The sequence below is a fragment of the Georgenia sp. Z1344 genome (assembly GCF_057652375.1).
This window is the reverse complement of the sequence record NZ_CM172728.1, coordinates 1018923-1040023: the sequence shown is the minus strand read 5'-3', so window position 1 is coordinate 1040023 and position 21101 is coordinate 1018923. Positions and strand designations below refer to the sequence as shown.

Below are 21101 nucleotides of genomic sequence, written 5' to 3'. Positions count from 1 at the left end.
CGCCTCAGTCGGCGATCTCCGCGTCGCGGAACCGGATCGCCCGGTCCGGCAGCGCGGTGTAGCCGGAGAGGTCGGTCGACCAGGCCTGCACGACGTCGGGGTTGTAGAGGTAGATGTAGCTCGCGGTGTCCGCCACGCGGGTGGCCACCTCGTCGTAGATCTCCTCGCGGGCGGCCTCGTCGGTCTCCGTGCGGCCGGCGTCGAGCAGCTCGTCGAGCTCGGGGTCCGCGTTGCCCTGGTGGTTGTTCGACCCCTCGGAGTGGTGCTGGCTGTAGTAGAAGTCGTCGGGGTCGATGTTGCCGAGCCAGCCGAGCATGAGCATGTCGAAGTTGCCCTCGGTCTGCTCGGACAGCCAGGTGCCGAAGTCGAGGGTGTTGATCGTCGTCGTGATCCCGACCTCCTCGAGCTGGCTCGAGATGATCTGCGCGGCGGTGACGGTCTCCGGGTACTCGGAGGTGACCATGAGGTCGATCGTCAGCGAGGCCGGGTCGACCCCGATCTCGTCGAAGAGCTCGAGCGCGCGGTCCGGGTCGTGGCTGTAGGTCGTGTACTCGGTGAACCAGGACGAGGACTCGGGGATGGCGGTCTGGTTGACGGTGGCGGCCCCGAACATCGTGGCCTCCGTGATCGCCTCCCGGTCGATCGCGTAGGCGATCGCCTGCCGCGCCTCGACCTGGTCCCACGGCTCGTTGCCCTGGTTGAGGGCGAGGTACCAGTAGTCGTTCGACCCGACCTGGCCGATCTCGAGGGCGTCCTCGCCGGAGAGCGTCTCGACCTGCTGGGGCGGCACGTTGTCCGTCCAGTGGATCTCACCGGAGCGCAGCGCGGCCAGCGCCGTCGACGCCTCCGCGATGAACTGGAACTCGACGCCGCCGATCGCCGGCTCCCCGCCGAAGTAGTCGGGGTTGGCGGCAAGCTCGACGGCCTGCCCGGAGGAGTAGGTCTCGAACGAGAACGGTCCGGTGCCGATCGGGTCGGTCGCGATGTCGCCGGAGGAGGCGTTCTCCTCCTGGACGATCGCGACGCCCTTGTACCCGCCGATGCTCGCGAGCAGGTTGGGGGAGGGGGCGCTGACCTGGATCTCGACCGTGAGGTCGTCGGTCGCGGTCACCGACTCGACCGCGGCGAACCGCCACGAGGCGGCAAGCTCCTCGTCGATGATCCGGTTGAACGAGTACGCCACGTCGTCGGCCGTGAACTCCGAGCCGTCGTGCCAGGTCACGCCCTCGCGCAGCTGGAACGTCCAGGTGAGCTGGTCCTCCGAGGTCTCCCACGACTCCGCCAGGGCGGGCTGCATCTCGAGGTTCTCGTCCGGCTCGACCAGGGTGTCGAAGACGTTCTCGAGGATCTGGAACGAGAAGTACGAGGTCGTCGAGTGCGGGTCGAGCTGGTCGGGCTCGCCGGCGATCGCGGCCACGAGGACCTCGCCGGAGGAGCCGGACCCGCCGGACCCGTCGGATCCGGACTCGCCGTCGACGTCGACCGACTCGCCACCGCCCCCGCAGGCGGCGAGGACGAGCAGGGCGGCTGCCGCCACGGCCGTCGGGCGCAGGACGCGGGCTGTGAGGCGCATGGGGGATCTCCTCCGGTGCGGGACGACGACGTCGTCGTAATGAACGTGAGTTCACTATGCTTGGCGTTGGCGGGCGATGCAAGCCCGAATGATGATCGGCGTCACATCGTGACGCGGACGAGACCGGCGTCGACGCCGGAGGTAGGAGGGGGCGTGACCTACTCGATCGTCGCGCTGTCCGACGACGGCGCATCCCTCGGCGTGGCGACCGCGTCGGCGTCGCTCGCGCTCGGCGGGATGGTGCCGGCGCTCGCCCCCCGGGTCGGAGCGCTCGTCACCCAGGCGTGGACGAACGTGACCTTCCGTCCGCGCGGCCTCGAGCTGCTCCGGTCCGGGCTCGCGCCGGCCGATGTCGTCGACGTCCTCGCAGCCGAGGACGAGGGGATCGAGCGGCGCCAGGTGGCCCTCGTCGACGCCCGCGGGCGGGTCGCGAGCCGCACGGGGAGCGGGTGCACGCCGTGGGCGGGGGGCCTCGAAGGTGACCGTGTCGTGGTGGTCGGCAACTGCCTCGCGGGGCCGGGCGTGCTCGACGCGATGCTGGCGGCCTACCGGGACTGCGGGGCGTGGTCGTCTGCTGAGCCGCAGTCTCGATCAGTCGCCGAGCCGCACTCCCGACGACGAACCGCAATCTCGACGACGACGAACCGCAATCTCGACGACGACGAACCGCAATCTCGACGACGGACTGAGCCGCACTCCCGGCCGGGCGGGGCGGGGGACCTCGGACGGCGACTCGTGGCTGCCCTGGCGGCGGGCGAGGCGGCCGGGGGAGACGTGCGCGGGCGGCAGTCCGCGGCCCTCGTCGTCGCCGCCGTGGACGAGGACGACGTGGCCCCGCCGCGGACGGCGCTCGACCTCCGGGTCGACGACCACCGCGACCCGGTCGTCGAGCTGGGTCGGCTGCTCGCGCTGGCCACCGCCGAGGGGGAGGCCGCGGAGGTCGAGCGCAGCGACGGGTAGTGGGCGAGCCCTCCGGCGGCTCAGCGGCTCAGCGGCACGGTGACGCCGAGGACGACGGCCTCGTCGGGGCCGGGGTTCGCCCACCAGTGGCCGGTCGAGCAGTCGTAGGTCAGGGTGTCCCCGGCGCGCAGCCGGCTCGTCCGTCCGTCGACGGTGACGTCGAGCTCGCCGGAGAGGACGTGGACCGCCTCGGTGCCGAGGTGCCGGTAGGGGCGGGACTCGTTCGTCAGGCCGACGGGGACGACGGTGCGGATGACCTGCAGCGGGGCGTCGAGGCTCGGGGTGAGGAGCTCGCGCTCGAGTCCGGGGCTCTCGTCGGGGGTCCGCAGGCGTCGCCCCTCGCCGGCACGGACGAGGGCTGACTGGCTCTCGCGGCGCGGCTCGAGGAGGTCGGTGACGCCCATCCCGAGCGCGTCGGCCAGCGAGCGGAGCGTGCTGAGCGCGGGGTTGCCCTGGCCGCGCTCGAGCTGGGAGACCAGGCCGACGGACAGGCCCGCACGGGCGGCGACGTCCCCGACCCGCAGGCCGAGGCGCAGCCGCTGGGCCCGGGCGGTCTCGGCCAGGTCGGCGGCGGGGCCGCCGGGGACGTCGTCGTCGCTCGCGGCGCGCGGTGTCATGGCGTCGACCCTAACCAGGGGCGTTCGTCGCCCGCCTATCGTGGCTCCGTGCGCCGGTCCGACTACCCCGACCTCGTCCCTGCCGCCGGTCTCGAGACTGTCAGGCCGCACCGGCTCCGGGACAACCTCCGGCGCGTGGTGCTCTGGCTCGCGCCCGTGCTGGCGCTGGGCGCCGTGGTCCTCGTGGTCGAGCACTGGTGGCGCAACGGGACGGACGCTCCGATCCCCTGGGGCCTCCACGTCGTCGTCCTTGCCCTCTCGACGGTCGTGGTCCTCGCCATCCTCGTGCTCGTCCTGCGGCAGCATGGTCGCCCGCTGGAGGTCGACCTCGTCGGCCGGCGCGTGCGGGTCCGGGACGAGACGGTCGGGTTCGAGGCGATCGCCGGGATCACGCCCCACGCGGACGCCGCCCGGCGCGGTGCCTTCGGCAGTGGTGTGCGGGCGTCCGCGAAGGAGGGCGCGGCGATCTGGGTGTGCCTGGCGTCGGGGGTTCGGGCCTCGAGGGCGCTCTCGGGGCCGCTCGGTGGCCGGCTCCGCGAGCGGGACGCCTGGTTGCTCGCCGAGCTCGCCCGCGTGAGCGGCGCCCCCGACTCCGACCTCTCGCGGCGCCTGATCCACGAGGCATACGGCTGGCCGCCGCCGCGCTGACCGACGGCCGGCCGACGACGCATCGACGCGGCCGCGGCCCCCACGCACGACGACGGGGCCACCGGTCCGGGTGGACCGACGACCCCGTCGTGGCGTGCAGGCGCCGGGGCGTGGCGGGCCGGTAGAGGACGGCCCGCCACGCGTCAGCGGGTCTGCTCGATGCGGACGACCCCGAGGCTGTCGGAGCCGTCGCCGTCCCAGTCGCCGAACGCGGCGGTGTCGCCGTCGCGCCCGTAGCGGGTCTCGGTGATCTCGGCGTCGGAGGAGTTCTCGTTCGTCACGAAGAAGTCCGCGCCGCGCTGGAGGGCGACGCTGTCCGCGCCGTCGCCGTCCCAGTCGCCCACGAGGACGAGGTCGGAGTCGCGGCCGAGGGAGAGCTCGCCGTCGACGGACGCGCCGGCCGGGTCGTTCGTCCAGATGACGTCGGCGCCGCGGCGGATGCCGAACGTGTCGGTCCCGTCGCCGTCCCAGTCGCCGACGAGCAGCGTGTCGCCGTCGGCGCCGAAGGCCGCCAACTCGATCTCGCCCGGGTTGTCGAGGTCGTTGACGATCTCCATGACGTTGCCGTCGCGGATCGCGAAGGTGTCGGTGCCGTCGCCGTCGAAGTCGCCCTGGACGAGCTCGTCGCCCGCGTCGCCGAGCTCGACGACGTGCTCCGCAGGGCCGGTGCCCAGCGTGTTCGTGATGTGCAGCTCGCTGCCACGGCGTACCGCGATCGTGTCGCTGCCGTCGCCGTCCCAGTCGCCGACGAAGATCTCGTCGCCCTCGACCCCGTAGAGGAAGCTGTGCACGGCGTTGCCGGCGAGCTCGTCGGACAGGAGGAAGCGCGGCGTGCCGGGCACCGGCTCGGGCTCGGGGGCCGGCTCCGGCTCGGTGCGGGCGGTGTCGCGGGTCGCGGCGTCGGCCTCGCGGGCGGCCTCGGCGTCCGTCGTGGGCTCCTGCTCGATCTCGGGCTCGGCCTGCGGCTCCGCCTCGGCCTGGGGCTCGGCCTCGACCTCGGGGGCGGTCTCGGCGGGCGCATCGGCCGTGGGGGTGGAGCCGGAGGGGCCGCCACCGGCGTAGGTGGCGAAGTTCTGCGTGGCGAACACGCGCCCGTCGGCCGAGACGGCCACGCCGACGCCGAAGTGCGTGTAGGACCCGGTGAGCAGGATGTTGTTGTGCACCGGGGAGTTGCGCCACTGGCTCATGAAGTAGTCGGCCTGGTGGTCCGGGTAGATGCCCCAGGACAGGATCTCGGAGGTCCCCGAGGAGCCGGCGGGCACGGCGGAGCGGCCGTAGTCGCCGCGGTGGACCATGGCGCCGATGCTCGCCTGGTGGTTGGACCAGGACTGGGCGACGGAGTCGATCGAGCCGGTGCGGGTGAGCTGCGAGAGGCCGTTGGCTGCGCGGTAGGCGTTGGTCTGCGCCGCGATCGCGTTGGCGACCTGGTTCTGCCAGCCGGCGTCGGTGCGGATCGAAGGGGTCACGGTGCGGACGCCGGCCGGGGCCTCGGCGGCCTGGGCGCTCGTCGCGACCGACGTCGCCGCGGCGACGGTCAGCAGTGCGGTGGCGACCCGGGGGGCAAGGGTGCGGTGCCGTGCGTGGCGGCCGCGCGGGGGTGCGAACACGTCGGGGGTTCTCCTCGTTATCGGAAAGTTACCGGGCGACGCTAAACCGTGACCTTCGATCGGGTCGAGGAGTTGTGTCATGTCTCACCGGTCGCTCATCGACCGCTCATCGGCTGCTCGCCGACCGCACCCCGGCCGGCCGCGAGCACCCGCAGGACGCCCGCACGCCCCCGGTAGCCTCGGCCGCGTGACCTCACCAGCACCGACGCCGCCCGGACCGCAGCCGATCACCCGGGGCGCGATCGTCGACAACGCCCCTGTCCTCCTCCTCATCACGGTGGGCGTCTCGCTCGTCGGCGCGTTCGCCGGGTTCGCCGCCGGTGGGGGCACCACGGCATGGACGATCGGCGGGTTCGGCATCGGTCTCGTGCTCATGGTCGGCATCCTGTGGCTCACCCTGCGCCCCTACGTGCGCGTCGACGCGGACCTCGGCGCCGCGACGATCGCCGCCAAGGGCCGCACCGTGCCGCTCGCCGAGATCGACCAGCTGCACATCGGGCCGGCGAGCTTCGGCACCTTCGGGAAGCCGGGCGTCCACATGGCGTTCGGGCGCGGCACCGACGTCGTCGCGCCCGTCTACCTCCGGGGCGCCCCGCTCCGGCGCCTCCCCGGGCCGCAGGCCCAGCTGCTCGCCGAGGCCATCCACCGCACCTCGGCGGCGCCCGCGGCCGACGCCGTCGAGGCGCTCGTCGTCAGCGGCATGATCGAGCGGCCCGCCTGGCACGAGGTGCCCGACCCCGACCGGCCCGAGGGCATGGTCCGCTACCTCCTCGTGGGCCCGCTCACCGGGCGTCCCGACCCGGCCGGCCTCGCCCGCGTCGCCGCGAACCTCTCCCTCCCCGTCGAGGCCCTGTCCGCGACCATCGGTGGCAGCGTGCGCGCCTCCCGGGAGGTCGCACGGGCGCTCGCCCGGGCCGGCATCCAGGTCGAGCGCCTCCAGGGACCCGCCGACGACGCCGCCTCCGGCGGGGCGGGCACGAGCGACGGGCCCGGCGTCGATGCCGCCGTGCTCGCCGAGCGGGCCCGCGCCGTCACCGTGCTCACCGAGGGGCCGCGCGACCTCACGGGCATCACCGGTGAGGACTCGACGGCCGCGGTCTTCGAGTACGTGCGCCTCGTCAATCCCGCCGGCGCCCGACAGATGCTCGAGCAGCTCGCCTCCGCCCGGCCCGCGGCACGGGACAAGCAGCTCGACTCCGACGCCGGCCTGCGCAAGGTGTGGGCGCGCTACGGCCACGAGGTCTCGGCCACGTGAGCCGCGGACCCGCGGCGTGAGCGGGCCCGAGGAGCTGGTCCGGCTCACCCCGAACCTCTACCGGCACAACCTCCACGTCGTGGTGATCGGTGTCGCGCTGCTCGGGCTCGCCGGCGCCATGGTCGGGGTCGGCCTGGCCGACCTCCGCGGTGAGATCGCGGAGGTGCGCAGCGGGGAGGTCGTCGTGGGCGGCGCGGCCGGAGCGCTGACGGGGGCGGTCCTCGCGCTGCTCCTCCTGCGGCAGGTCGCCCGGCGGTACCCGCCGGTCACCGCGGATCTCGACACTGGCACGATCCACTCCGGCGGTACGGCCACGCCCCTCGCGGACCTCGACAGCTTCCGCGCCGGCTCCCGGCCCGGCGCCACCTGGTGGGCGCCGACCCCGACGTCCGCGCCCCAGGAGCTGGAGCTGAGCGCGGGCGGTGTCGTCGTCGCCCGCATCCTCCTCATGGGTGTGCCGCTCGTGCGGCGGCTGCCGCGGCGCCACGTCGAGCGGGTCGCCGACGTCCTCGGGCGCGCGGGTGGGGCGACCGCCCCGGTCGTGCGCGCCATGGTCGAGCGCGGGCTGCTCGACCCGCCGGGCTGGCTCGAGCCGCCCGCGGACGGCACGCCCGAGGCCACGGTCCGGTCCGTCCTCCGCGGGGCCGTCGTCGACCGACCCGAGCCTGCCGGCACGCGCGCGGTCTCCCGGAGCCTCGGCGTCGACCCGGATGCCGTCCGCCTCGTCATGCTCGGCGACCCCGGTGCGGCGCGCGCCGTGGTGGCGGCGCTCGTCGCGTCCGGGGTCGACGCCGGCCGGCTCGGCGCGGCCTCGCGCGGGGGCGGGGAGATCCTCGAGCCGCTCGAGCCGGAGTCGGGGAGGGTCGTCCTCGGCGAGGTCTCGACCCCTGTACTCGATGTCGAGGTGGTCCGGGCGCTCGCCGTCCTGACCGGTTCGCGCGACGTCACGGCCGTCGCCGCGCAGGACGGCCCCCGGTACCTCGCCGAGCTGGGCATGCTGCTCAGCCCCTCGGCCACGGGGGAGGTCGTCGAGTGGCTCCGGCGCTCCGGACCGGTGGGTCGCGCCGTCATGCTCCGGATCTCGGCGCGCCTCCGGGGGATGTGGGAGCTGTTCGGAGCCGGCACGGGCCACCCGTCCTGAGAGGCGGGTGCGGCCCGCGGGCCCGGATACCCTGACCCGCGTGACCGGACACCAGCCGCCGTGGTCGCCCACGAGCGGGACGCCGTCGTCTGGGCATGGCGCCCCGCCGCCGGGGCATGGCGCCCCAGGGCCGGGCCACGGGCTGCCGGGTCACGGGACACCGGTGCGCGGTCCGGTCACGATTCCACGCCCGTCCCTCTGGGGAACTCTCTGGCGCGCCCTCCTCTACGCCGTGCCGTGCGGGGTGATCGGGTACTTCCTCCTCCAGGTCGAGGGTGGCTGGGGTCACCGGGACCAGGCCACGCCCGAGGAGGCGCTGGTCGCCGCCGTCGGCACCGTGCTCGTCATTCTCGCCGTGCTCGGGTTCGTCGGGGCGCGGCTCCGCGGGCGGATCGTCGTCGACCTCGGCGCCCGGACCGTCACGGTGCGCGGCGAGCGCACCTCGCTCGACGACCTCGCCGACGTCGGCTTCCTGCCCTACTTCAAGCGCAAGGGCGAGCGGCCCGACCCGCGGGCGCTGCCGCCGGCGCAGGGCTACCCGGCGGGCGACACCATGATCTACGTGACGCTCCGGTCCGGCACGCAGGCCGCCCGACCCTTCCGGATGCGGATGGTCGCCCCGACGATGCCCGAGTCCGACGCGCGGCTCCTGCACGAGATCGCCGTCGCGGTGCGCGCCCCGAGCCTCGCGCAGCTGACGACCGCATTCGCGAAGCAGTACGGGTGGGCCGTCCCGGAGCCGTTCCCGTCCCCTCGCCCGGTCTCGCCACCGGGCCCGGTCTCGCCACCGGGCCCGACCTCGCTCCCCGGCTACCGCTGAGCGGACCAGCGCCAGGCGCCCGCGCCCGCGCGTCGAACGCCGAGCCGGTGGGCGTGGTCGCCCCAGGCCGACGTCGCCCGACCGGCACCGCCGGACCCCGCCGCGCCGGCCGTCACGCCGCCCCGGGGCCGTCCCGCCTCGCCCGTCCCGCCGCCGTCCGCGTCGTCGGTGCGCGCGAGCGCCCGCGCCGTCGCGAGGCCGGCGAGCAGGGCCGCGAGCTCGTCCTCGTCGGGGGTCCCGGAGACCACCGTGAGCGCGGCGAGCGCCGCGACGTCCTCGGTGGACGGGCCGTTGCCCAGGTCGCGGCGCGCGTCGGCGACGAGCTCGTCGTCGCCCTCGGGCCCGGACCAGTCCCGCGCGTCCCCCTCGGTCACAGCGGGATGTTCCCGTGCTTCTTCTCGGGCAGGGTGGCGCGCTTGGTGCGCAGCGCCCGCAGCGCCCGGACCACCTGGGAGCGCGTCTCGTGGGGGGCGATCACCGCGTCGACGTCGCCGCGGCGGGCCGCCTCCCACGGGTTGATGAGCGCGTCCTCGTACTCGCCGGTCAGACGGGCGCGCTCGGCCTCGACGTCGCCGCCCTCCTCGCCGACCTTCTTCAGCGCACCGCGGTGGAGGATGTTGACCGCACCGCCGGCGCCCATCACCGCGATCTGCGCCGTCGGCCAGGCGAGGTTGATGTCGGCCCCGAGCTGCTTGGACCCCATGACGATGTAGGCGCCGCCGTACGCCTTGCGCGTGATGACGGTGACGAGCGGGACGGTGGCCTCGGCGTAGGCGTAGATGAGCTTGGCGCCTCGGCGGATGATGCCCTGCCACTCCTGGTCCGTGCCCGGGAGGAAGCCGGGGACGTCGACGAGCGTGAGGACGGGGACGTTGAACGCGTCGCACGTGCGGACGAACCGGGCGGCCTTCTCGGCGGCGTCGATGTCGAGCGTCCCGGCCATCGAGCTCGGCTGGTTCGCCACGATGCCCACCGGGCGGCCCTCGACGTGCCCGAACGCGGTGATGATGTTCGGCGCGAACGCCGCGGAGACCTCGAGCGCCTCGCCGTAGTCGACGATGTGCTCGATGACCGTGTGCATGTCGTAGGGCTGGTTGTCCGAGTCCGGCACGAGGTCGTCGAGCTCGTGGTCCACGGCCACGATCTCCGCGGAGTCCTCGGCGTCCGCCGGCGGCCAGCTCGGCGGCTCGGAGAGGTTGTTGCTCGGCAGGAACGAGAGCAGCGCGCGGACGTAGTCGATCGCGTCGTCCTCGTCGGACGCGGCGTAGTGCGCCACCCCGGAGCGGGTCGAGTGCGTCGAGGCCCCGCCGAGCTCCTCGAACCCGACGTCCTCGCCCGTGACCGACCGGATGACGTCCGGGCCGGTGATGAACATGTTCGACGTTCCCTCGGCCATGACGATGAAGTCCGTCAGCGCGGGGGAGTACACGGCACCGCCGGCGCTCGGCCCGAGGATGAGCGAGATCTGCGGGATGACGCCGGAGGCAGCCACGTTGCGGCGGAAGATCTCCGCGAACTGGGTGAGGGCCGCGACGCCCTCCTGGATGCGGGCACCGCCGCCGTCGGAGATCCCGATGATCGGCACCCCGGTGCGCAGGGCGAGGTCCATCACCTTGGCGATCTTCTGGCCGTGCACCTCGCCGAGCGAGCCGCCGAGCACCGTGAAGTCCTGGCTGTAGACACAGACCTGCCGGCCGTCGATCGTGCCGTGGCCGGTGATGACGCCGTCGCCCGAGACGCGCTTCTTGTCCAGGCCGAACGCGGTCGAGCGCAGCGTGGCGAAGGCGTCGAGCTCGGTGAAGCTCCCGACGTCGAGGAGCGCCTCGATCCGCTCGCGCGCGCTGCGCTTGCCCCGCTTGGCCTGCTTGGCCGCGCCGGCCTCGGTCACGGCGTCGATCTCGCTCTCGCGCCGGCGGGCGAGGTCGTCGATCTTCGACCGGGTCCCGCTCACGCCGTCGGGGCCGCTCGCCTCGTCGGGTCCTGTCGCAGGGTCGGCTCCGGTCGTGCCGGTGGGGTGGGGTGCTGCGTCGCTCACCCGTGGCAGCCTAGATGCTCGACCGGCCACCCCGACGCCGGGACGCGGGGCGAGGACCGGGAATCGATGCCACCCGGACCGCGTCTCCACGCATCTCGACACAGATCCCCCACGTGTCGCACGCTCGGCGGGCGCGCGGGGCCACGACGCGTGGTTGGCTCTGACCATGAGCACCTTCAGCCGCGTGGTCGAGGTCGACTCGACCGGTTCGACGAACGCCGACGCGCTCGCACTCGCGGACACCGACCCCGAAGCCTGGCCGCACCTGTCCGTGCTCGCGGCGCACCACCAGACCGACGGACGGGGCCGCGCCGGGCGCGAGTGGGTCACCGCGGAGGGCTCGGCCCTCACCGCGTCGATCGTCCTGCGGGTCGACCTGCCGCCGGTGCGCACCACCTGGGTGCCGGTCGTCGTGGCGCTCGCCGTGCGCCGGGCGCTCACCGACCTCGGCGTGCCCGCCGCCACGAAGTGGCCCAACGACGTGGTCCTCCTCGGCGCCGGTACCGATCCGGTCGACGGCTGGGGGCGGGCCCGCAAGGTGGCCGGCATCCTCGTCGAGGTCAGCCCACGCACGCGCGCGCTCGTCGTCGGAATCGGCGTCAACCTCGCCCCCGGCAGCGTGCCGGTCGAGTGGGGGGCGAGCCTCGGCGACGTCGGCGTCGTCGCCACGCCCGCGCAGGTGCTCGAGGCGATCGGCACGCACCTGCCGGGCCTGCTCGACCGGCTCGTGGCGGCGGGCGGCGACGCGGAGGAGGCGGGGCTGGCCGACGAGGTGGCCCAGGGGTCGATCACGATCGGGAAGTCCGTGCGCGTCACGCTGCCCGACGGCTCCGAGATCACCGGCCGGGCGGAACGGCTCGACCCGACCGGCGCGCTCGTCGTGGTCGACGACTCCGGCGAGGAGCACGTCCTCGTCACCGGCGACGTCACGCACGTGAGGTTCGTCCAGGTCGACCCGGCGCTCCCCGCCGGGGACGGGACGGCGGGGGACGGGACCGTCCTGCACGACGACGAGGTCGCGCCCTGATCCCGGCCTGAACGCCGCCGACCGGCCACAGGTCGGAGGGCCCACCCACGACCGGCGGGCACCCACTACGATCGCCCTGTGATGCAGCGCACGCCGGAGGGCCGACCTGCCGTCGGCCCGTCCGACGGTGGGGCCCGCGTCGACCCCGGCGCCCCTGAACTTGCCGAGAGTGCGGCTCAGGCGCCGGCGGCCACCTCCGACAGTGTCGAGAGTGCGGCTCAGGTACCGGCGGAGGCAGCGATCGGCCCCGGCACGGTCGACGACCGGGTGCGCGCCCTCATCGGTTCCGACGCCGTGTACACGATCCGCGAGCTGGCCGAGCAGGCCGGGACCTCCCTCGAGCTCGCCCACACGTTCTGGCGGGCGATGGGCTTCCCCAACGTCGGCGAGACGAGCGTCGTCTTCACCGACTCGGACGTCGCGGCGCTGCGCTCGATGGCCACGCAGCTCGACGACGGCAGGATCGACATGTCGACCGCGATCTCGCTGCTGCGCGCGCAGTCGCACACGACCGACCGGCTCGTGCTCTGGCAGACCGAGGCGCTCGTCGAGGGGATCTCGCGCCAGCGCGGGATCGACGACACGTCCGCCCGGCGCCTGTTCCTCGACAAGGTCGGCGACCACACCGACGTGCTCGAGAAGCAGCTGAGCTACGCCTGGCGGCGCCAGCTCGCCGCGCTCCTGCGCCGCACGGAGGCGGAGGTCGCGAGCCGCGAGCCCGCGACGGCGCCGGGATCGGCCGGCTCGGCGGAGCGCTACCCGCTCACCCGCGCGCTCGGGTTCGTCGACATGGTCGCCTACACGCGCCGGTCGACCGAGCTCGGCTCCGCGGCGCTCGCCGACCTCGTCCAGACCTTCGAGTACACCTCGCGCGACGTCATCACCTCGGCCGGCGCCCGCATCGTCAAGACGATCGGCGACGCCGTCCTCTACGTCGCCGACGACCTCGTGCTCGCCGCCGAGGTGTGCGTCGACCTCATCGCCGCGCTCACGGCGAAGGAGCGCATGCTGCCGGTGCGCGCCTCCCTCGTCTGGGGCGAGGTGGTCTCCCGGTTCGGCGACATCTTCGGCCCCAGCGTCAACCTCGCCTCGCGGCTCGTCGACGTCGCCCCGGCCGGGTCCGTCCTCATGGACTCCGCCACCGCGGACGAGCTCTCCGCCCGCGACCGGGTGGGTGAGTTCCGGATGGTCCCGCTGCCGGCCGCCGGCCTCGAGGGGATCGGCCAGGTTTCGCCGGTCGAGCTCGTGCGCGCGACCGGCTGAGCCCCCACGCCACCGGCTGTGCCGCCACGCGACCGGCTGAGCCCGCGTCGCGATCCGCCGAGCCCCCGACGCGACCGCCCCGGCACGTCCACGACCCGTCGACTTGACCAATCGTTGACGATTGCGCCTACGATGCAGATGTGACTGACGTGCTGCTCGTCGAGGACGACCCTGCGATCGCCGAACCGCTCGCCCGCGCCCTCGGCCGTGAGGGTTACGAGGTGCGCTCCCACACCACCGGAGGTGCCGCCCTCGAGGACGTCGCCCGTGGCGCCGACCTCGTGGTCCTCGACCTCGGGCTGCCGGACATGGACGGCCTGGACGTGGCCCGTGCGATCCGTTCACGCGGCCTGACCGTGCCGATCCTCGTGCTGACGGCCCGGGCGGACGAGGTGGACCTCGTCGTCGGGCTCGACGCCGGGGCGGACGACTACGTCACCAAGCCCTTCCGACTGGCCGAGCTCCTCGCCCGCGTCCGGGCGCTCCTGCGCCGCGCCGGTGGGGACATCACCGAGGAGGACGAGCTGGTGGCGCAGGACGTCCGCGTCGACGTCGCCGCCCACCGCGCCTTCCGCGGCACCCGCGAGATGCACCTGACCGCGAAGGAGTTCGAGCTCCTGCGCGTGCTCGTGCGGGACGCGGGCTCGGTCGTCACGCGCGAGGCGATCATGCAGGAGGTGTGGGGGACCGATCCCACGGGATCCACCAAGACCCTCGACATGCACGTGTCCTGGCTGCGTCGCAAGCTCGGCGACTCCGCGGACCAGCCGCGCTACATCACGACCGTCCGCGCGATCGGCTTCCGGTTCGAGACCTCCGGAGGGTGATGTGCGCCGCCGCGCGATCCGCATGATCGTCGTGGCGGTGACGGTGGCGGTCCTCGTCGTCGGCGCACCGCTCGCGGTGTTCGGCGGGGCGATGATCTGGGGCGACCAGCGCGCCACCCTCGACCTGCGCAACTCCTCGCTGTCCCGGTCGGTCGAGCGCCGCATCGCGACGAACGAGGAGCTCGACGACGACATGCTCGTCGCGTGGGTCGGCGGGCAGAACAACATCGAGGCCAACATCGTCGTCCGCAGCCCCGAGGGCGAGGTGTTCAACGGCGGACCGGCCATCGAGGGCGACGTCATGCGCTCGGTGAGCCGCACCCCGTCCGGCGCCGAGGTGATCATGGAGATCCCGATCTCCCAGGTGTGGTTCCGGGTCATGCAGGTGGTCGGCATCATCGCCGTCACCTCGATGATGGCCCTCGGCATCGCGGTGGCCATCGGCTCGCGGCTCGCGCGGCGCCTGTCCGCCCCGCTCATCTACCTCGCCGCCTCCGCCGAGCAGATCGGGTCCGGCCAGGTGCGGCCGCGCATGCAGGTCTCCGGCATCGAGGAGATCGACCTCGTCGCCGATGAGCTCGTGCGGACCTCCGACCGCATGGCCGGCCGGCTCGCCGCCGAGCGCCAGTTCGCCGCGGACGCGTCCCACCAGCTGCGCACCCCGCTCGCCGCGCTCTCGATGCGCCTGGAGGAGATCGAGATGACGAGCGAGCAGGAGGAGGTGCGCGACGAGGCGCGCCGCTCGCTCGAGCAGGTCGAGCGCCTGACCGGCGTGGTCGACGACCTGCTCAAGACGTCGCGCTCCGCGGGCGGCGGCTCGACCGAGGTCGTCAACCTCGACGAGATCTTCGCCCAGCAGGACGAGGAGTGGCAGCAGACCTTCCTCGCCGCGGACCGCGACCTCTCCTTCACCGACGACGCCGACATGCCCGTCCTCGTCACGCCCGGCTCCCTGTCCCAGGTGCTGGCGACCCTCATCGAGAACTCGCTGAAGTACGGCGCCGGCAGCACCACCGTGACGACCCGCTCGGCCTCCGGCGCCAAGGGCGTGTTCATCGACGTGGCCGACGAGGGCGACGGCGTCTCCGACGAGCTGGCGCCCGAGATCTTCACCAAGCACGTGTCCGGCAAGTCCGGGACGGGCCTGGGCCTGGCGCTCGCGCGCGAGCTGGTGACGGCCGACGGCGGCCGGCTCGAGCTCACGCAGCGGCGGCCCCCGATCTTCCGGGTGTTCGTCCACGCGGTCCCGCGCGAGCTGACCCCCGAGGCCGTCCTCCCGCAGGGCGCCCTCGTGTCCGTGGGCCGCAGGCGCGGGCGCCGGTGACCGGGGGCGGGCGTCGCGACGGGCCCCGGGGTGAGGCACGCCCCGGTCCGCGCCGCGGGCCCGGCCGCACCGAGGTCTCCGTCGCCCTCGTGTCCGTGGTGGTCCTCGCCGTCGTCACGCTCACCCACCTGGTCGCCCAGCTCACCGGGCCCGGCTGGCTGCGGGAGGTCTCGCAGCCGCTCCTCCTGCCGCCGCTCATGGTCGCGGTCCTCGCCCTGACCCCGGCGCCCCGCTCGCACACGACCTCCTGGGCGCTCGCCGCGCTCGCCCTGTCCTGGGGGGGCGACCTCGTGCCGCGCTTCCTCGACACGGGTGGGTTCGAGGCGATGCTCGCGCTGTTCCTGCTCGCCCACGTGAGCTGGGTGATCGCGCTGTGGCCGCGCCGTCGGGGCACCCCCGTGTGGCGCGCGCCCGTGCTCGTGCTCCCGTTCCTCGGCTACGGGATCGTGCTCGTCATGCTGTGTGCGCAGGGCGCGGGCACGCTTCTGCCGGCCGTCGTGGCCTACGCCGTGGCGATCCTCGCGACCGCGATGCTGGCGCCGGCGCTCGGCACGGCCGCCGCCGTCGGCGCGCTCGTCTTCATCGTCTCGGACTCGCTCATCGCCCTGCGCACGTTCGCCGGCCTCGAGCTGCCCGGGAACGGGATGTGGGTGATGCTCACCTACGTCGCCGCGCAGGTGCTGCTCGCCGCGGGCGTCGTGCGGGTCCAGGGCCGCGAGCGGGCGCGCGGCTGACGCACGCACATCGCCGCTCGCTGCCGGTCAGTAGTCGCCGGTCAGCGGTCAGCGGTGGCGCTGTCGCTGGACACCGACCCGTGCACGACCGGATCGGAGCCCACCGGGTCGGAACTCTGCGGGTCGGACCCGCCGCCGGCGGGCGCACCGGGCGCGGCGGGATCGTCGTCGGGCGTGGGGGTCTGCCCGTCCGCGCCGCCGCCGGACGAGTGGTCCTCGGTGAACACGACGTACCGGTAGCAGACGTACCGGAACGCGGTGCCGAGCACGAGCCCCACGCCGTTGGCGGAGATGTTGTCCGCCAGCGGCGAGGTGAGGCGGAGGACGTAGTGCGAGAACGCGAGGCAGCCGACGGCCACGAGCATGCCGCCGATGTTGACGAGCAGGAACATCAGCGCCTCGCGGTGGGCGGCCGAGCGCCGTTTCTCCCGGAAGGTCCACAGCCGGTTCCCGGTCCAGGCCACGACGATCGAGACGGCGACCGAGATGACCTTCGCCGTCAACGGCTTGTCGATGAGGAGCTCGCCGGGGCCGAAGCGCAGGAGGTTGAACAGGCCGATGTCGACGACGAACGCCGAGAGCCCCACCGTGCAGAACCGCAGGAACTCGATCCACCACTCCCGCCAGGTCTGGCCGCGCAGGAGGAGATCGATGAGGCGTCGCACCGGACAACTGTAGGCGGGCGGGGCCGCGCGGACGGGGCCGGTGCGGGGGAGTTCGCACCGTCTAGGCTGTCTCCCCGTGACTCGACGGACCGTGGCCGTGATCGGTGGTGGGCAGCTCGCCCGCATGATGGCGCCGGCGGCGCTCGCTCTCGACGTGCACCTGCGGGTCCTCGTCGAGTCCGCGGACGCGCCGACCGCGCAGGTGGTCCCCGACGCCGTGGTGGGACGGGCCGACGACCGCGACGCCGTGCTCCGGCTCACCGAGGGCGCCGACGTCCTCACCTTCGAGCACGAGCACGTCCCCGCCGAGGTCCTGGCCGCCGTCGCCGCCACCGGCGTACCGGTCCGCCCCGGTCCGGACGCGCTCACGCACGCGCAGGACAAGATCGTCATGCGCGAGCGCCTCGGCGCGCTCGGCGTCCCGTGCCCTTGGTGGACCACCGTGGCGAGCGCCGACGAGCTCGCCGCCGCCCTCGCCGAGGCCGGCGGTCCGGTCGTCGTCAAGACCGCCCGCGGCGGCTACGACGGCAAGGGCGTGCGGGTGGTCTCCGCCCCGGGCGACGTGGCGGACTGGCTCGCCGACCTCGCCCCGGGCGCGCGGCTCCTCGTCGAGGAGAAGGTGCCCTTCACGCGCGAGCTCGCGGCCCTGACGGCGCGCCGGCCGGGTGGCTCGGGACCTGACGCAGCGGGCCCGGACGGCGCCACGGGCGAGGTCCGCAGCTGGCCGGTCGTCGAGACGCGGCAGGTCGGCGGGGTGTGCGCCGAGGTGCTCGCGCCGGCGCCCGGCCTGACCGATGAGCTCGCCGAGCAGGCGCGCGCGATCGCCGAACAGGTCGCGACGGGGCTCGGCGTCACGGGTGTCCTCGCCGTCGAGATGTTCCTCGCCCCGGGCGACGACGGCGAACGGCTCCTCGTCAACGAGCTCGCCATGCGGCCGCACAACTCGGGGCACTGGACGATCGACGGCGCCGTGACCAGCCAGTTCGAGCAGCACCTGCGGGCCGTTCTCGACCTCCCGCTCGGGGACACCGCCCCGCTCGCCCCCGCCGCGGTCATGGTCAACCTCCTCGGCGCCGAGCGGCCCGAGCCGTCCGCCGCGTACCCCGCGGTCCTCGCCGGGCACCCGCGCGCGAAGGTCCACCTCTACGGCAAGGAGGTGCGGCCGGGCCGCAAGCTCGGCCACGTGACCGAGGTGGGGGAGGACCACGGGGGGCTGCTCGCCTCCGCGCGGGCGGCCGTGGAGCTGCTGCACCGCGCCTGAGCCCGCAGGGATGCCAGGATGAGGCACGGGCGGACGCGCGTGCCGCCGGAGCCGGAGGGGACGTCGTGGTCGAGGTCGGGATCGTCATGGGGTCGGACTCGGACTGGCGGGTGATGTCCGCCGTCGCGCTCGCGCTCGACGAGCTCGGCGTGAGCCACGAGGTCGACGTGGTCTCCGCCCACCGGATGCCGGACGAGATGCTCGAGTACGGGCGCGCCGCCGCCCGCCGCGGGCTGCGCGTCATCGTGGCCGGCGCCGGCGGGGCCGCCCACCTGCCCGGCATGCTCGCCGCCGTCACCCCGCTCCCGGTGATCGGCGTGCCGGTGCCGCTCGCGCACCTCGACGGCATGGACTCCCTCCTCTCGATCGTCCAGATGCCCGCGGGCGTGCCCGTCGCGACGGTCTCGATCGGCGGGGCCCGCAACGCCGGCCTCCTCGCCGCCCGGATCCTCGGCGCCGGCGAGGGCGCGCGGGCCGAGGAGCTGCGCGACCGGATGATCGACTTCCAGTCCGACCTTGCCGACTCCGCCCGCGCCCGCGGTGCCCGGCTGCGCGCCTCGCTCGCCGACGACCACCGGGACGACTGAGGTGGCGGTGCCCCTCGAGGTCGGTGCCGGTCTCGAGGCTGACGGCCGCCTCGCACACCTGCGCGCCCTCTACACCGACCTCCACCGCACGCCCGAGCTCGGCCTGGCGGAGCACCGGACGGCCGAACGGGTCGAGGCGGAGGTCACGGCCCTCGGGCTGACGCCCGTGCGCATCGGCGGCACCGGCGTCGTCGTCGTGCTGGAGAACGGGGACGGGCCGACCGTGCTCGCCCGCGCGGACATGGACGCGCTCGCCGTCACCGAGGCGACCGGCCTCGCCTACGCGTCCGAGGTCGAGGGCGTCATGCACGCGTGCGGGCACGACATGCACACCGCCGCCCTGGTCGGCGCACTCGGCGTGCTCGCCGAGCGGCGGGCGGACTGGTCGGGCACGTACGTCGCCCTCTTCCAGCCCTCGGAGGAGGACGCCGCCGGCGCGCAGGCGATGATCGACGACGGCCTGACGGACAAGGTCCCGACGCCGGACGTCGTCCTCGGCCAGCACGTCATGCCGATCGCGGCGGGCACGGTGGCGATCGCCCCGGGGCCCGTGCTGTCGATGGGGGACTCGGTGCGGATCACCCTGCACGGCCGCGGCGCGCACGGGTCGATGCCGCACACGGCGGTCGACCCGGTCGTGCTCGCCGCCGACGTCGTCCAGCGACTCCAGGGCGTCGTGGCCCGGGAGATCGAGCCGGGGACGTTCGCGGTGGTCACGGTCGGCGCGGTGCGGGCCGGGACGTCGGCCAACATCATCCCCGACCGCGCCGAGCTCCTGCTCAACCTGCGCAACTACGACCCGGTCGTGCGCGAGCAGGTGATCGAGGCGGTCGAGCGCATCGTGCACGGCGAGTGCGAGGCGGCGGGGACGCCGCGCGAGCCCGAGTTCGCGTACTACGACCAGTTCCCGCTCACCGACAACGACGAGGCCGTGGTGGCGCGCACCGCCGAGGGCCTGCGCGCCGACCTCGGCGCCGAGGCGGTGCTCGAGGCGACCCCGATGACGGCCTCGGAGGACTTCGCCCGGATCGGCGACGCGTTCGGTGCGCCGTACGCGTACTGGTTCGTCGGGTGCGTCGACGCGGACACCTACGACGACGCCGCCGGTCGCGACGCCGTGGCGACCGAGATCCCGGCCAACCACTCGCCGATGTTCGCGCCCGTCATCGACCCCACGCTCGAGGTTGCGGTTCGTGCGCAGGTCGCGGCCGCGCGGGCGCACCTCGGCGCCGGGGCGGACGACGCGGGGGCGTAGGAGGCTCGGTCGGCCCTCGCTGAGCCCCTGGTCCGCCCTCGCTCAGCCCCCGCTCAGCCCTGCGCCGGCCCGCCGGCGAGGTCCGAGCGCGCCTCCTCGGCTCCGTTCGCGGCCTGCTCGATCAGCGGGTGGTCCGGCGGGAGCAGGCGCTCGAGGTCGCCGCTCAGCTCCTCGAACTGGGCCAGCGCCCGGCCCGGGTCGACCTCGAGGGTCGCCCACGCCTCGCGGTGGCGGGCGTCGAGCGTGGAGAGGTGCTCGGGACCGACGCCGGGCCGGTTCGACCGCAGCGCGACCAGCTCGGCGAACACCTGGCGCGCCTCCTCGAACCGCCCCTTGGCGGCGAGCAGGTCTGCGCTGCGGGCCGTCGCGATGTCGGCGAGCTCGAGGTCCTCGGGGCGGTACCGGCGCGCGTCACGGCCGAGGAACATGTTGGCGTCGAGGGCCTCGTCGAGCTGCCCGGCCTCGACCAGGGCGGTGACGTGGCGGGCGCCGGCGCGCAGGGCGGTCCCCGAGGTCGGGCCGTCGAGCGAGGAGACGGCCTCCGCGCGGCGGGCGTAGGCCTCGACCGCGCCGTCCGGGTCCTCCGCGCGCGTGCGGGCCTCGGCGAGCAGGAGCAGCGCGTCGGGGAGGAGCTGGCGGTCGGCGGGGGAGTCCGCGCGGTCGACGAGCTCCTGGGCCCGCTCCGGCTCGACGCCGGTGGTCGCGGCCGCACGGAGGTCGTCGGCGAGCGACGAGCCGCCCGACGCCGAGCCCACCCCGGACATCGCCCCGGTGCTCGCGTGCGAGCCGGTCGTCACGGGCGCGCCGGTGTCGTCGAGGTCGTCCGAGCCGTCCGGCCCGGCGAACCGGTCGTGGTCGGGCACCTCGTCCGCGGCCGCGTGTGCCGCGCCGGCCGCGTGCGCCCCACCGTCCGCGTGCGCATCGGCCTGGTGCGGGCCGCCCTCGCCGAGGCCGTCGACGTTCGCCCCACCGGGCGCCCCGTCACCGCCACCGACGCCGCCGGCTCCGTTGCCCGCCTCGCGCCCGTGCGCGGCGGCGTACGACCCGCCACCGGCGGACGACCCGCCACCGGCCTCCTCGAGCTCACGCTCGAGCGACGGCGTCTCCTCGCCCCGACCCGAGGCGCGCAGCGCGTCGATGAGCGCGGAGATGAGACCGGTGCGGGTCTCGGCGTCCTCCGGGCCGAGCTCGCGGGCAAGAACCACCCCGGGGCCGAGGACGTCGACGGCCTCGTAGTGGCGACCGAGCAGCCCGAGGGCCTTGCCGAGCTCCCCGCGCACGAGCAGGACGTCGGCGTCGGCGGGGCCGTAGAGGGACTCGGACCAACCGAGGACGTCGCCGAGGGCGGTGACGGCCGCGGCGTGGTCCCCGGCGTCGAGCAGGTGCCCGGCGCGGTCGACCTCGGCGCCGAGCCGGGCGTCGTCCTCGGGCGTGGGGCGCCGCGGGGCGAACCCCTCGTGGGCGTCGGTGTTCATCGAAGTCCTTCCTCGCGCGACCGGTGC

The 21101-nt window shown here is 74.6% G+C and carries 20 protein-coding genes; 13 read left to right on the top strand and 7 right to left on the bottom strand.

Annotated features, from left to right (window positions below):
• Positions 1 to 4: 4 nt before the first annotated feature.
• Positions 5 to 1573 (bottom strand): ABC transporter substrate-binding protein, encoded by a 1569-nt coding sequence (locus AC24FB_RS04545; protein ID WP_425715626.1) that lies wholly within the window; start codon positions 1571 to 1573, stop codon positions 5 to 7.
• 153 nt (positions 1574 to 1726) lie between these two features.
• Here AC24FB_RS04545 and AC24FB_RS04540 point away from each other — a divergent pair, with 153 nt between their 5' ends.
• A complete protein-coding gene (locus AC24FB_RS04540; RefSeq protein ID WP_425715624.1) occupies positions 1727 to 2533 on the top strand; it encodes a DUF1028 domain-containing protein in 807 nt (268 codons plus the stop codon).
• A gap of 20 nt (positions 2534 to 2553) precedes the next feature.
• Here the strand turns inward: AC24FB_RS04540 and AC24FB_RS04535 are convergent, their stop codons facing one another.
• Entirely contained in the window at positions 2554 to 3150 is a 597-nt protein-coding gene (locus AC24FB_RS04535; RefSeq protein WP_425715622.1) for a helix-turn-helix domain-containing protein, read from the bottom strand.
• A gap of 48 nt (positions 3151 to 3198) precedes the next feature.
• Between AC24FB_RS04535 and AC24FB_RS04530 the strand changes: the two genes are divergently transcribed.
• Complete coding sequence (locus tag AC24FB_RS04530) at positions 3199 to 3798, top strand: hypothetical protein (protein WP_425715620.1); 600 nt, start codon at positions 3199 to 3201, stop codon at positions 3796 to 3798.
• 143 nt (positions 3799 to 3941) lie between these two features.
• Here AC24FB_RS04530 and AC24FB_RS04525 read toward each other — a convergent pair whose 3' ends face one another.
• Entirely contained in the window at positions 3942 to 5405 is a 1464-nt protein-coding gene (locus tag AC24FB_RS04525) for a CAP domain-containing protein (RefSeq protein WP_425715618.1), read from the bottom strand.
• Between the two features lie 187 nt (positions 5406 to 5592).
• Here AC24FB_RS04525 and AC24FB_RS04520 point away from each other — a divergent pair, with 187 nt between their 5' ends.
• The 3 genes from AC24FB_RS04520 to AC24FB_RS04510 all read left to right on the top strand — a co-directional run bounded on the left by AC24FB_RS04520 (position 5593) and on the right by AC24FB_RS04510 (position 8621).
• Positions 5593 to 6660 (top strand): hypothetical protein, encoded by a 1068-nt coding sequence (locus AC24FB_RS04520; protein ID WP_425715617.1) that lies wholly within the window; start codon positions 5593 to 5595, stop codon positions 6658 to 6660.
• Positions 6661 to 6676: 16 nt separating this feature from the next.
• Positions 6677 to 7801 carry a hypothetical protein gene (locus AC24FB_RS04515; RefSeq protein ID WP_425715616.1) on the top strand — a complete coding sequence of 375 codons (1125 nt, stop codon included), beginning with the start codon at positions 6677 to 6679 and terminating at the stop codon, positions 7799 to 7801.
• Positions 7802 to 8045: 244 nt separating this feature from the next.
• Complete coding sequence (locus tag AC24FB_RS04510) at positions 8046 to 8621, top strand: hypothetical protein (RefSeq protein ID WP_425715615.1); 576 nt, start codon at positions 8046 to 8048, stop codon at positions 8619 to 8621.
• Here AC24FB_RS04510 and AC24FB_RS04505 read toward each other — a convergent pair.
• Both AC24FB_RS04505 and AC24FB_RS04500 read right to left on the bottom strand, forming a co-directional pair.
• Positions 8612 to 8995, bottom strand: coding sequence for an acyl-CoA carboxylase epsilon subunit (locus AC24FB_RS04505; protein WP_425715613.1), 384 nt, complete (start codon positions 8993 to 8995; stop codon positions 8612 to 8614). The two genes, AC24FB_RS04510 and AC24FB_RS04505, sit on opposite strands and share 10 nt — an antisense overlap.
• Positions 8992 to 10656, bottom strand: coding sequence for an acyl-CoA carboxylase subunit beta (locus AC24FB_RS04500; protein WP_487561068.1), 1665 nt, complete (start codon positions 10654 to 10656; stop codon positions 8992 to 8994). Before AC24FB_RS04500 ends, AC24FB_RS04505 begins: the two co-directional genes overlap by 4 nt.
• A gap of 166 nt (positions 10657 to 10822) precedes the next feature.
• Between AC24FB_RS04500 and AC24FB_RS04495 the strand changes: the two genes are divergently transcribed.
• From AC24FB_RS04495 to AC24FB_RS04475, 5 genes are all read left to right on the top strand, one after another.
• Positions 10823 to 11683, top strand: a complete 861-nt coding sequence (locus tag AC24FB_RS04495; RefSeq protein WP_425715612.1) for a biotin--[acetyl-CoA-carboxylase] ligase — start codon at positions 10823 to 10825, stop codon at positions 11681 to 11683.
• Positions 11684 to 11764: 81 nt separating this feature from the next.
• Positions 11765 to 12946 (top strand): adenylate/guanylate cyclase domain-containing protein, encoded by a 1182-nt coding sequence (locus tag AC24FB_RS04490; RefSeq protein WP_425715668.1) that lies wholly within the window; start codon positions 11765 to 11767, stop codon positions 12944 to 12946.
• A gap of 140 nt (positions 12947 to 13086) precedes the next feature.
• Positions 13087 to 13773: a response regulator transcription factor gene (locus AC24FB_RS04485; protein WP_425715611.1), complete on the top strand. Its 687-nt coding sequence runs from the start codon at positions 13087 to 13089 to the stop codon at positions 13771 to 13773.
• Between the two features lies 1 nt (position 13774).
• Positions 13775 to 15097 (top strand): ATP-binding protein, encoded by a 1323-nt coding sequence (locus tag AC24FB_RS04480; protein WP_425715610.1) that lies wholly within the window; start codon positions 13775 to 13777, stop codon positions 15095 to 15097.
• 89 nt (positions 15098 to 15186) lie between these two features.
• On the top strand, positions 15187 to 15831 hold the full coding sequence (locus AC24FB_RS04475) for a lysoplasmalogenase (protein ID WP_425715609.1): 645 nt from the start codon (positions 15187 to 15189) through the stop codon (positions 15829 to 15831).
• 41 nt (positions 15832 to 15872) lie between these two features.
• On the opposite strand, the gene AC24FB_RS04470 is transcribed toward AC24FB_RS04475, so the two are convergent.
• The gene (locus AC24FB_RS04470) at positions 15873 to 16496 is read right to left on the bottom strand and encodes a GtrA family protein (RefSeq protein ID WP_425715608.1); all 624 of its coding nucleotides are present in this window, start codon (positions 16494 to 16496) and stop codon (positions 15873 to 15875) included.
• Positions 16497 to 16572: 76 nt separating this feature from the next.
• Here AC24FB_RS04470 and AC24FB_RS04465 point away from each other — a divergent pair, with 76 nt between their 5' ends.
• The 3 genes from AC24FB_RS04465 (at position 16573) to AC24FB_RS04455 (ending at position 19599) form a co-directional block, all read left to right on the top strand.
• A complete protein-coding gene (locus AC24FB_RS04465) occupies positions 16573 to 17757 on the top strand; it encodes a 5-(carboxyamino)imidazole ribonucleotide synthase (protein ID WP_425715607.1) in 1185 nt (394 codons plus the stop codon).
• Positions 17758 to 17843: 86 nt separating this feature from the next.
• Positions 17844 to 18344, top strand: coding sequence for a 5-(carboxyamino)imidazole ribonucleotide mutase (gene purE, locus AC24FB_RS04460; protein WP_425715667.1), 501 nt, complete (start codon positions 17844 to 17846; stop codon positions 18342 to 18344).
• A gap of 7 nt (positions 18345 to 18351) precedes the next feature.
• Positions 18352 to 19599 (top strand): amidohydrolase, encoded by a 1248-nt coding sequence (locus AC24FB_RS04455; RefSeq protein WP_425715606.1) that lies wholly within the window; start codon positions 18352 to 18354, stop codon positions 19597 to 19599.
• Between the two features lie 53 nt (positions 19600 to 19652).
• Here the strand turns inward: AC24FB_RS04455 and AC24FB_RS04450 are convergent, their stop codons facing one another.
• Positions 19653 to 21074, bottom strand: coding sequence for a hypothetical protein (locus AC24FB_RS04450; RefSeq protein WP_425715605.1), 1422 nt, complete (start codon positions 21072 to 21074; stop codon positions 19653 to 19655).
• Positions 21075 to 21101 lie beyond the last annotated feature (27 nt).